Source organism: Corynebacterium sp. MSK019 (assembly GCF_030232425.1).
In the GTDB taxonomy this organism is placed as follows: domain Bacteria; phylum Actinomycetota; class Actinomycetes; order Mycobacteriales; family Mycobacteriaceae; genus Corynebacterium; species Corynebacterium jeikeium_D.
The window spans coordinates 1-10,724 of record NZ_JASPJT010000021.1 but is presented as its reverse complement, the minus strand read 5'-3'; the positions used below and the strand labels follow the sequence as shown (position 1 = coordinate 10,724).

11 protein-coding genes, 2 tRNA genes and 2 riboswitches are annotated in these 10,724 nt (G+C 57.5%); of the genes, 3 read left to right on the top strand and 10 right to left on the bottom strand.

Annotated elements, in window-relative coordinates; genetic code table 11:
- Positions 1-320: 320 nt before the first annotated feature.
- Positions 321-1,583 (bottom strand): UDP-N-acetylglucosamine 1-carboxyvinyltransferase, encoded by a 1,263-nt coding sequence (gene murA, locus QP982_RS10450; protein ID WP_239272592.1) that lies wholly within the window; start codon positions 1,581-1,583, stop codon positions 321-323.
- Between the two features lie 47 nt (positions 1,584-1,630).
- On the opposite strand from murA, the gene QP982_RS10445 reads away from it, so the two are divergent.
- A complete protein-coding gene (locus tag QP982_RS10445) occupies positions 1,631-2,227 on the top strand; it encodes a cob(I)yrinic acid a,c-diamide adenosyltransferase (RefSeq protein WP_284870528.1) in 597 nt (198 codons plus the stop codon).
- A gap of 71 nt (positions 2,228-2,298) precedes the next feature.
- Here the strand turns inward: QP982_RS10445 and ramA are convergent, their stop codons facing one another.
- The 5 genes from ramA to QP982_RS10420 all read right to left on the bottom strand — a co-directional run bounded on the left by ramA (position 2,299) and on the right by QP982_RS10420 (position 6,821).
- Complete coding sequence (ramA, locus tag QP982_RS10440; protein ID WP_005511953.1) at positions 2,299-3,135, bottom strand: acetate metabolism transcriptional regulator RamA; 837 nt, start codon at positions 3,133-3,135, stop codon at positions 2,299-2,301.
- Between the two features lie 460 nt (positions 3,136-3,595).
- Positions 3,596-3,866, top strand: a riboswitch (cobalamin riboswitch).
- A gap of 195 nt (positions 3,867-4,061) precedes the next feature.
- Positions 4,062-4,886: an energy-coupling factor ABC transporter ATP-binding protein gene (locus tag QP982_RS10435; RefSeq protein ID WP_049173055.1), complete on the bottom strand. Its 825-nt coding sequence runs from the start codon at positions 4,884-4,886 to the stop codon at positions 4,062-4,064.
- A gap of 2 nt (positions 4,887-4,888) precedes the next feature.
- Entirely contained in the window at positions 4,889-5,626 is a 738-nt protein-coding gene (gene cbiQ / locus QP982_RS10430; RefSeq protein WP_284870527.1) for a cobalt ECF transporter T component CbiQ, read from the bottom strand.
- A complete protein-coding gene (locus tag QP982_RS10425; RefSeq protein ID WP_049173058.1) occupies positions 5,623-6,000 on the bottom strand; it encodes an energy-coupling factor ABC transporter substrate-binding protein in 378 nt (125 codons plus the stop codon). Before QP982_RS10425 ends, cbiQ begins: the two co-directional genes overlap by 4 nt.
- Before the next feature lie 38 nt (positions 6,001-6,038).
- Positions 6,039-6,821, bottom strand: a complete 783-nt coding sequence (locus QP982_RS10420) for an energy-coupling factor ABC transporter permease (RefSeq protein ID WP_284870525.1) — start codon at positions 6,819-6,821, stop codon at positions 6,039-6,041.
- A 67-nt stretch (positions 6,822-6,888) separates the two neighbouring features.
- A riboswitch (cobalamin riboswitch) is annotated at positions 6,889-7,157 on the bottom strand.
- A 303-nt stretch (positions 7,158-7,460) separates the two neighbouring features.
- On the opposite strand from QP982_RS10420, the gene cysK reads away from it, so the two are divergent.
- Positions 7,461-8,393, top strand: coding sequence for a cysteine synthase A (gene cysK / locus QP982_RS10415; protein WP_070439054.1), 933 nt, complete (start codon positions 7,461-7,463; stop codon positions 8,391-8,393).
- Between the two features lie 115 nt (positions 8,394-8,508).
- Positions 8,509-9,102, top strand: coding sequence for a serine O-acetyltransferase EpsC (gene epsC / locus QP982_RS10410; protein ID WP_070439056.1), 594 nt, complete (start codon positions 8,509-8,511; stop codon positions 9,100-9,102).
- 70 nt (positions 9,103-9,172) lie between these two features.
- Here the strand turns inward: epsC and QP982_RS10405 are convergent, their stop codons facing one another.
- The 4 genes from QP982_RS10405 to QP982_RS10390 form a co-directional block, all read right to left on the bottom strand.
- Positions 9,173-9,454, bottom strand: a complete 282-nt coding sequence (locus QP982_RS10405; protein ID WP_042388192.1) for a GNAT family N-acetyltransferase — start codon at positions 9,452-9,454, stop codon at positions 9,173-9,175.
- A 107-nt stretch (positions 9,455-9,561) separates the two neighbouring features.
- Positions 9,562-10,017: a hypothetical protein gene (locus QP982_RS10400; RefSeq protein WP_070603988.1), complete on the bottom strand. Its 456-nt coding sequence runs from the start codon at positions 10,015-10,017 to the stop codon at positions 9,562-9,564.
- A 157-nt stretch (positions 10,018-10,174) separates the two neighbouring features.
- Positions 10,175-10,247, bottom strand: a tRNA-Phe gene (locus tag QP982_RS10395).
- Between the two features lie 19 nt (positions 10,248-10,266).
- Positions 10,267-10,343 (bottom strand) — tRNA-Asp (locus tag QP982_RS10390).
- Positions 10,344-10,724 lie beyond the last annotated feature (381 nt).

Sequence of the window (10,724 nt, the reverse complement as noted above, 5' to 3'; positions counted from 1 at the left end):
GAAAACATTAACAAACAATTAACCAGAAAGTCAAACCAACGACTCCCAGCGGCTAACCGCACGAAAACATTTCCCCCGCATCAGCCAACCAAACACATAAACTGCCTGGCCGCGCTGACCTCCAGATACATTACACACACCCCACCAAAGACACAAAACCCCAGGTAAAATAGCGAAAACCACCACAAGCCACCACTGGAGAATCACTCCCTACGGTTCTGAAGCATCCAGAACCGAAGACTTGCGATGGTTTTCCGCACCGCGTGTTTAACTAGCACCGTGCGCTTAGCCGTTAGCCATTGACCAGAGGCCAACAATCACTAGCTAACCCGTTCAACCGATGCGCCAAGAGAATTGAGTGTCTCTACGAAGCCCGGGTAACCACGGTCGATGTGATAGACATCGTGCACCTCAGTGACGTCACCTTCTTCAGTACACAGCCCAGCAAGCACTAGTCCCGCTCCGGCGCGAATGTCCGAAGACCACACAGGTGCGGAACTCAGCGTTTCCTTTCCGCGAATCATCACGTGGTGGCCATCGATAGTCGCGTCCGTGCCGAGGCGAATCATCTCGTCGACAAACCGGAAGCGCGACTCAAAAACGTTCTCGGTAAGCACTGACGTCCCTTCGGACACCGCGGACAGAGCAATGGCCATGGGCTGCATGTCCGTCGGAAAGCCTGGGTATGGCAGCGTTTGATAGTTCACACCCTGCGGACGCCTGTCCATACGCACGCGGAAGCCCTGCGGGTAGGTCTCGACCTGAGCGCCTGCGTTCTTCAGTTTTTCCAGAGGAAGGTGCAGGTACTTAGGGTTAATGCCAACGACCGTAATATCGCCGCCGGTCATCGCTGCAGCATAAGCCCAGGTCCCTGCGATAATTCGGTCGCCGACAACCTTGTGCTCAGTCGGGTGCAGCTTCTCTACGCCCTCAACCGTGATGGTGTTAGATCCCGCACCCGAAATCTTGGCGCCCATCTCCACGAGCATCTCGCACAGGTCGACAATTTCGGGCTCACGGGCGGCGTTATCCAGCACAGTCGTACCTTCCGCTAGTACGGCCGCGGTCAGAATATTCTCGGTCGCGCCGACGGACGGGAAGTCCAGCTTGATGTTCGCCCCCTTGAGTCGCCCCGCCTCAGCCACCACGCAACCGTGGTGAATATAGGTGCGTGCTCCCAATTTCTCCAGGCCAGCCTGATGCATGTCCAGCGGGCGGGAACCAATAGCGTCACCACCGGGCAGTGCGACAATCGCGTTACGGGTACGCGCCGTCAGCGGCCCGAGCACACAGACCGAAGCGCGGAACTGGCGCACGGCATCGAAATCGGCGTGATGCGAGAGTTCTTCGGGCACCGTGATTTCAATCCGGTCGCCCTCGCGCGTCACGGAGCAGCCGAGCCCTTCGAGGACCTTTTGCATCAATGGCACGTCGTCAATTTCAGGGCAGTTCGTCAGTACTGTCGTGCCCTCGGCGAGAAGCGCCGCACCCATCAGTTTCAGAACCGAGTTCTTCGCCCCGGAAATCTGAACCTGACCATTTAGCGTCGCTCCGCCTTTAACCAGAAATCGCTCATTTCCCACTCCCCCAGCCAACCACATTTCGCAATATCGCGCTTAGGCTTGAAGCTATGAGCGTTCATCTAACTCGCATTTACACTCGCACCGGCGACGACGGCACCACTGGATTATCCGATTTCAGCCGCGTTCCCAAGGATGATTCTCGCCTTATCGCCTACGCCACGTGCGAGGAGGCCAACGCCGCACTCGGCCAGGCGCTCAGTTTCGGCACGCTTGACGAAATCTCGGCTGTCATTCGCTACGTGCAGAATGACCTCTTTGATGCCGGAGCCGACCTGGCAACACCTATTGAAGAAAACCCGAAGTACCCGCCGTTGCGTATCGAGCCGGATTACATCGAGCGACTCGAGCACTGGTGCGACCAGTTCAATGAACAACTGCCGAAACTGGATTCCTTCATCCTCCCGGGAGGCACACCAGCCGCGGCACTGCTGCACACAGCTCGGGTGATTACTCGCCGGGCCGAGCGTGCGGCATGGGCTGCCTGCCGCGAGTTTCCCGAAACCACCTCAGTCCTACCGGCGAAGTATCTCAATCGCCTGTCTGACCTGTTGTTTATTCTTTCGAGAGTGGCCAATGACGGCAACGACGTTAAGTGGATCCCCGGTGGTGAGCGCGAAACCGAGCGGCAAGCAGGGGGTAAGTAGCGGGTCAAGTAGCAGAACTGACTACCCCAATACCCGCGGGTTTGGGCGCAAAGGAACCGTCGTCAAGCGGTTTACGGCAGTGCGCCGATGCGACGGGCCGCGTTGACGGCCTCGTAGCGAGTGTGGGCGCCCAGCTTGCGCATCACGGAGCGGAGGTAGGACTTAACCGTCTCGGCACCGATGCCCATTTCCTCTGCGGCCTCGACGTTGGTGTGACCGAGGGCGACACAGGCGAGAACATCGAGCTCACGAGCCGACAGCTTGGTGGTCTGCTTGACGCGAACCGGGGTGACCATCTGGTCACAGAGCACCTCGAGTTCCTGGCGCAGCTTCTCGTCATCCACACGGTTAGCGAGCATGCGCAGCTTGGAGTGCGTGGAACGAACCTGCTCCCACTCAGCGCCATTCATGATGCGGCCGCCCTTACCGTTGCCAGAACGATCCATGTTGCGGCAGGCATCGACGACAGCGAGGTCCTGCTCCAGGCAACGGGCGGTCATTGTGACCTCTTCAAGAACCTTGTCCCCCAGGCGCACCGAGGAGTGCACGCCACCGTAGAGCACGCCACGGACAAGACGCGAAACGATCACCGGCACGGCGACCAGCGAGTGCAGGCCTTCGTCACGAATCTTGTCGTCATACTCATGGGTAATAACCTTGGCGCGCAGGTAGTCACTGACACCCACCGGGCGGCGCGTGGCCAACACGCGACCACCGACACCCGCACCCGATTCCACAGTCAGATTCTGCAGGGCCGGAGTACGCAGGCCAACCCAGTTGTTGATCTGCATCTTAGAGTTATCGGTGACTTCCGCATACATTGTGACCGGAATACCAGTCGCATTCTTTAGGGCGACCAAGGACGACTTAATAACCTCATTGTCGTCCAGAATGCGGTGGGGATCCATCTCGCGTCCTCCTGCGTAACGGGCAAATTGCTTCACTGGCACCCACAGAGGCACCATCAGCCTGTGACTTCGCGCCGACTTACACTCCTACGAAATGGCCAACTACCGCTCAGCGGCCACTGACCCTTTCGGGGGCTGTAAACCGTACAAAGTAGATAGTACCCTCCGAACGGGTACACCTGCATTAAGGCATCCGTCACACAATCTTAGGAAACAACTAGGTTTCTCTACAAGTACGTAAAGAAAATACCAGGATAAATCCTGTCATTAGCCCCGCCTCGGCCGAATAAATACAAGGCAGGGGTAGCTATTTTTCCGCTAACAAACTGCGTGAATGTTAATAACAGAGGGTAATGAACGGCGTTTTACCCCCAATGCGGACATTTTCGAAAAAGACCTTCGCTTATTTTGCATCGTGCGCTATTGTCATACATGCAACAGGTTTTGTTGAGTTCCACTTTCAATGCTACGTCCTCCACGTGGTTGTCCGAAGGTGGTGCACAGCAAACGCAAGAGGGAATCCGGTGCAATTCCGGAACTGTCCCGCAGCGGTAATCTGGAACAAAATTCGCCAACGGCACTGAGGTTATTTCAACCTTGGGAAGCGGCGAAAAGTAGGAAAATTGATAATAAGGATCTGCACGTAAGCATTGAAGCTTGCGGCAGTCGTCATCCCCTTATTGTCGGTCACGCCAGAAAGTCCGAATACCTGCCTGATGCGCCGAGGGCACTGCAAAGTGTCACGGCCACGGAGATCGCCCGCGGACAGGTGTGACGTGAAATGGAAGCGAAGAAATGCGACAGCTTCGCCTATATTTCTAGGCCTATTTTCATAGGCATTACGCCCTGCCCGCGGGCGTTTTTCTCATTTTTAGCGCGGTTTAGCTGCACATATCGATGAGCTATTCACCAACCAAGCCACTCGCCTAAACATCCTCTGGATGGCACACATCTCGCCCAATCGCCTTGGAGACCACGGGCGCCCAGGGCAAAGCCAGTCGAGCATGTTCGACCAACCGTCGATCGGCCAAAATTTCTTCCTTGGCGCCGACGCGCAGTTTGCCGTCGGCAAGCACCGCTGCCCTATCGGCGAAATTCCACGCGAAGTCGATGTCGTGCGTGGCGACGACGACGGCAGTGCTCTGATCGCGCAATTGATTGAGCGTGTGTGCAAGCTTTCGGGTCGCCTGCGGATCGAGGCCGGCGGAGGGTTCGTCGAGAAGCAACACACGTGGGTGCATCGCCAGCGCGCCTGCGAGAGCGACGCGCTTGCGCTGACCATAGGAAAGCTGGTGCGGAACGCGTTCGGCGAGATCGGTGATTTCGGCGGTACCTAGGGCCTCCCGGACGCGCCGCTCGACTTCCTCGTTCTTAAGCCCCAGGTTGACGGGACCGAAAGAGACGTCTGCAAACACGCTAGCCGCGAAGATTTGCTCATCCGGATCCTGCGTGACCATCTGTACTGAGCGGCGGACCGTATTGCGGCCGTGCCGGGAGTACTTGTAGGCGGTGCCGTCAAGGCGAACCTCACCACTATTGGGCTTAGACGCTCCCGCGAGCATACGCAACAGCGTGGACTTGCCAGAACCGTTTGCCCCCAACAGCGCTAGGCGCTCGCCACCCGAAATTGCCAGATCCACGCCTTTCAGAACGTGGGTTTCGTCGTAAGCGTATGCAACTGCAGCCGCTTCGACAATGACACCGTTGGCACCATGTACGTGATCAGCGCGATTTTTCCTGCTGATCGACATCCCTATACACCCCATTTCAGCAGCGCCCAGGCCGCAATCAACGACAAAAGTAAGGCACTGGATACCGCGAGGAATTTCGGCTGCCTCGGCCGCGAAATCACCAGTACTTTCATTGCGCTCGGATTGGCGCGCAGCTCAATTCCCTCTTGCATCTTGCGGGCTCGAGTAAAAGCGATGACAAAGAGGCTGGCGGACTGCGCCGCGACATCCCGGATCATCGCTCGGCGCGTGGAGTGCCCAAGACGTCGTGCTTGAGCCTCTGTCATTGAGCGCGCGGAGTGAATCAGCACGCCAGTCATCCGATAAATCACCTCGGCGAGGTAAGTCAGGTACCGAGGCATGCCGTGCTTGTCGAGCCAGGCAATGAGCTCCGAAATCGGAGTGGTCAGCGCAAAGACCATCGTGCAGCTGATACCCGCAAACGAACGCATCACAACCTGCGTCATTCGCTGCGGGCCATCCGGCGACCACGCGAGACCGCCGGGAGTAAGCGCTACCAAAAGCGGAAACGCGCCGACGAGCACAAAAGCCGCCGGTGCCAGCACCATTGCCACATACAGCTTGCGGGGCACCCGGGCTATGTACGCAATAGACCAAGCAATGACCGCAATGACCGGCGCAAAGGGAATTGGCGGTAGCGCAACCGCCAGAATCAGCAGCCCACCGAGCAGCAGAATCTTTTCACCCACGTTGCGGCGTGCCCAAGCGCTGCGCGCCGCTGCAGCTTCTAGCGCATTCACTGCTCTTTCTCGCGCTTGTCCGAACGCGCAGCAGCCTTCCCTCGGTAGAAGCCAATAACGTAGAACAGGACGCCAGCACCGATAACGGCCTGGAGCGCGAACAGCCCCGACTCGACCTCACCCGGCAGCTCGCCGACGAGTGGCTCGAACCACGGCTCGTAGTTCGGGTCGATTTCCTGAATTGTCTCCGTAGCGGTGGCATCAGTGCCGGCGAACGGCTCCTCGGCGTCGTCGTCCCCGTAGTTGAAGAACAGCGGGAACATGGCAATTACGACTACCAGGACAATGAGACCAACGCTGACCCACACGGAGTTCTTCTTCGGCTGGCTAGCTGCCTGTGCGTCGACAATCTGCGCGTTGTTTTTTGCATTCATAATCGTGCTCTCTTTCGCTTCTTTTCGCTTGACGACGGCTACTGCTTCTGGCCAGATACGGATGCAGCTGCCGCATTCTGCGAAGTGACAGATCCTGCAACAGCGTCAGCCGTGGCTTCTGCAGCTTTCGCCTCCAGCGCCGGTGCTGGCGCATCACCGAAGCTGGACAGGAAGCCGAGATCGAGGAGCTCAGAATGTGCCACGGCCAGCAGGGTGCGCATGAGAATGACGGTGACCAGAGCCTCGATGATTGCCAGCGGAATCTGCGTGATAGCGAACAGGCCGAGGAATGTAGCCAGAGCGCCGCCGACACCGCCCGGGTTTGCCGGGTGTGCAAGAGCGAGCTGCATGGAGGTCACCACGTAGGTGGAGAGGTCAGCCAAGAACGCTGCCATAAACACACCTGGTAGTAGGCCTCCGCCGAGCTTTCGAGTCAATACGTAGAAGGCGTAGCCGACCCACGGGCCGACGATTGCCATGGAGAAGATGTTCGCACCGAGCGTCGTAATGCCGCCGTGAGCGAGCAAGATTGCTTGGAAGAGCAACACGATGGAGCCAAGCAGCGCCATCACCGGAGGTTTGAAGATTACAGCACCAAAACCTGTACCCGTCGGGTGCGAAGTGGAACCCGTCACGGATGGAATCTTGATTGCGGAAAGCACGAAGGTAAACGCGCCGGCAGCACCGAGCAGCATGCCGCTACCGGGATGTTCTTTCATAGTGCGCTTGACTTGAATTGCGCCGTGAATGACAAAGGGAGCGGCAGCTACGCCCCACCCAATGCAATGAGTAACTGGGAGAAATCCCTCAGCAATATGCATGATGTAAATCATCTTTCTACGGCGCTATTCACCTCGACAGCACCGCTCGACCGCCAATCCGCGGACGCGAATTGGATGATTTACAGTCGGTCTCCTGGCTGATGGGCTGAGGAAAGCTTCACACTTCTATTAATGCTTCGTCTCCTTCCCCAAAGGTTTGAGTCCCCCTGAGTGGCTTCGACGAAGCACCGCAATCGCTGAGTCCATTGTCTGCGTTTTCCGGTTGTCGCATATAACCGCTGTGCAGATAAGGGCCGCAATCGCGCCCAATCACAGTGGCGAGGGCCGCTGCCTATTTACAAGGCATTCCCGTGCACTGTAAATCACGTCTCAGAATAGTGGATTCTAAGAAACTTTAATGCTCTTTACCCTCACAATGGAGGTAAGGACGAGCAAGGCAATGAGATAGCGTTAACGTGGCAAGAGCAGGAGCATTGCGACAATAGCGGTGCGACTGCGACGACGCCGGCCGCGGCGACTATGACGGTGGCAACACCGGAACTGACAGCTTCCACTTCCCTACGCAAGCCATGAAATAGACGAACTGGTCTGTACTAATTGCAGGATCAGGCGTACACTACGGCTACACACGAAAACTCATTAGGAAGTCCTCTGTGATTTCCGGAATGGATAAGATTAATGACTATTTATAACGATGTCACTGAACTGATCGGCAACACCCCGCTGGTTAAGCTCAACCGTGTTACCGAGGGCCTGCCGGGCAACGTGATTGCCAAGCTGGAGTTTTACAACCCTGCCAACTCGGTCAAGGATCGCATCGGCAACGCAATTATCGATGCCGCCGAGCGCTCTGGCGAGCTCAAGCCGGGCGGAACCATCGTCGAGGGCACCTCGGGCAACACCGGTATCGCGCTGGCAATGGTCGGCGCAGCCCGCGGTTACAAGGTCATTCTCACTATGCCGGACACCATGAGCCAGGAGCGCCGCGTCGTTCTGCGCGCATTTGGCGCTGAGCTTGTACTCACCCCGGGCGCGGATGGCATGCGCGGTGCTGTCGATAAGGCCAACGAAATCGTAGCTAACACCGACAATGCAATCCTGGCTTCCCAGTTCGCCAACCCGGCCAACCCGGCTATCCACGAGGCAACCACTGGTGAAGAAATCTGGGAAGCTACCGACGGCAAGGTTGATTACTTCGTGGCTGGTGTCGGCACCGGCGGCACCATTACCGGTGCTGGTCGCGCGCTGAAGAAGCACAACTCGGACATCAAGCTGGTTGCCGTTGAGCCGAAGGCCTCCCCGCTGCTGACCGAGGGCACCGCCGGCCCGCACAAGATTCAGGGCCTGGGCGCAAACTTCGTCCCAGAGGTTCTCGATCAGGAGCTTCTCGACGAGATCATTGCGGTTACCAACGAGGACGCTATTGAGGTCTCCCGCAAGGTCGCTGCAGCCGAGGGCATCCTCGGCGGCATTTCCGCCGGTGCAAACATCAAGGCTGCTCTCGAGATTGCAGCCCGCCCGGAGTCCGAGGGCAAGAACATCGTCGTGATTGTTCCTGACTTCGGCGAGCGCTACGTCTCCTCCATCCTGTACGAGGATCTGCGCGACTAAGACCAAGCGCTATAAACGCCCGTAACCTTCTCTGCAGAGCCCGCTAGCTGGCACTTTCCGTCGGCAAGCGGGTTTTTGCATTGCCCACACTTCCGACCAGATAGAATTGACGCCCATGAGTGACTTTTTCCGAATCCTCAAAGAGGATCTGGACAATGCCCGCGCGCACGACCCAGCTGCGCGCAGTGATGTAGAAAATGCCATTGTCTACTCCGGCCTACACGCAATCTGGATTCATCGATTCTCGCACCGCCTCTGGAAACGAGGCGGGATTTCCAAGGGCATTGCACGAGTACTCGCACAGTTTTCCCGTTGGCTGACTGGTATTGAGATTCACCCAGGCGCTCAAATTGGCCGAAGGTTCTTCATCGACCACGGTATGGGCATCGTCATTGGTGAAACCGCAGAGATCGGTGACGGCTGCATGCTCTACCACGGCGTGACGCTTGGCGGCCGCTCACTGGAGAAGGTAAAACGCCACCCCACCCTGGAGGACAACGTCACCGTCGGAGCAGGTGCGAAAGTCCTTGGCCCCATCACAATTGGTGCAGGCTCATCAATCGGCGCCAACTCCGTGGTCACCCACAGCTGCCCACCCGATTCCATCGTGATAGGAATTCCGGGCCGCGTACGCCCTGCCAAGCCCGAAGAGCACAAGCCGTTGTGCGATCCGGCGGTGTACGTCCAGGGTGACGGAGACTTCATCTAGCCCCGCCCTAAAACTAGCTCTACATACAAAAGCCGGCCGGCTTCTTTGTGCGTTCTTCGCCCTTCAGCGACTAGTCAGCCAGTAGATCCTGGTATTCCGGGTTTTTCTCCACGAAGTTGGCAACAGCGGAGCAGCTGGTGCGAATCTTTCGGTTGTTCTTCCGAACATCATCCAGCGCGCCTGCGATAAGCGGCTTGGACAGGCCTTGTCCACGGAACTTGCCATCTACAACCGTGTGGTCAAAGTCCAGGGCACCTTCCACCGGGGTGTAAGCGGCAAAGCCGGCCTCTTCTCCCTCTACGGTGAGAACATAGCGCTGACCGGCCTCATCATGCGAAATAGTGTGTGCCATTTTCGGAATCACTTCCCTCTCATGGTTGTGAAGCGTCGTCATTGCAAACGACTCTTAGGATGTAACCCAGATAACAGCTCTCGCTTCGGATTAATTCCGAATTCTGGTTAATTCTGCACTAGCGGGGGTTCGCCCGGGTGCTCGTCGGCACGCCCGACAGCGACACGGCACGGGACATCGCCCTTCGCGACCTTGGTCGCAGCCTCCCCCTCTGCCCACCCCGGACTGACGGCCTCAGCGAGCGGGCCTGCCAGATCCGCCATTTCGCAGTGAGACAGCCCCGGAGCCACCACACTGATGCGGTAACGCTTCCGATCCCCCGGATCCATGCCCGGGTTGGCCTCCGCCCACAAATCAGCGAGCGAAGAGGTGCGCCCCACATCGGGCATGACATCCTCGTAGACGTTGACGTCCTGATCCGGAATCAGTTCCGCGAGCACCCCACGAACCTTCTCAGCAGCCGATTGGCTGCCCTCAGCATCCGTGTAGACGAAGATGCGCACGACCCACGGCAGCGTCTTATCGTCGGACAGCGTTCCTGCTGAGGCGAATTCCTTACTCATGCACAACATCCTATCCGCTAGGGTGTGTACGCGGTTTAATTTCCCCCACTTTAAGGCTTTCGCACGGCTCGATGCACTGTGCTTTACGACGATCCCCGCGACAAACATCTGGTAAAACAAAGAATCCCCAGCCCGTTTCCAGGCTGGGGATTAATTGTGGCCAGAAGCGGGATCGAACCGCTGACCTTCCACTTTTCAGGCGGACGCTCTACCGACTGAGCTATCTGGCCAGACTTGAAATTAATCAAGTGGCGACCCTGACGGGACTTGAACCCGCGACCTCCGCCGTGACAGGGCGGCGCGCTAACCAACTGCGCCACAGGGCCTTAAATGCCGTGCTCAACTTTCTGGATTACCAGCGCTGTGCACGAGTTGTTACTCTACAGAACAGCGCTGAACATAAGCAAATCGCCAGTTCATGGCAGATATTTTAAGTTGAAAACTGACATCCAGCCCCGGGTCTCGGGGCAACCTAGACTGTGGCAAAAGCTCTCCCCACCAAACCCGGGTAAAGCCCCCCCTCTCCCCCAGTGTCACTGATGCGAGTTACTGACTACGTTTATGGCTGGCGGCGTTGGGGCGATGCGAGTTACTGACTACGTTTATGACAAAAATGGCTCGAAAAATGGCCGGTAGGGTCAGGCGGTCATTGCATCATGGATAACACCAGAGATTACCTCCCGAGGAGTTAACCCGTCGAGCACTAC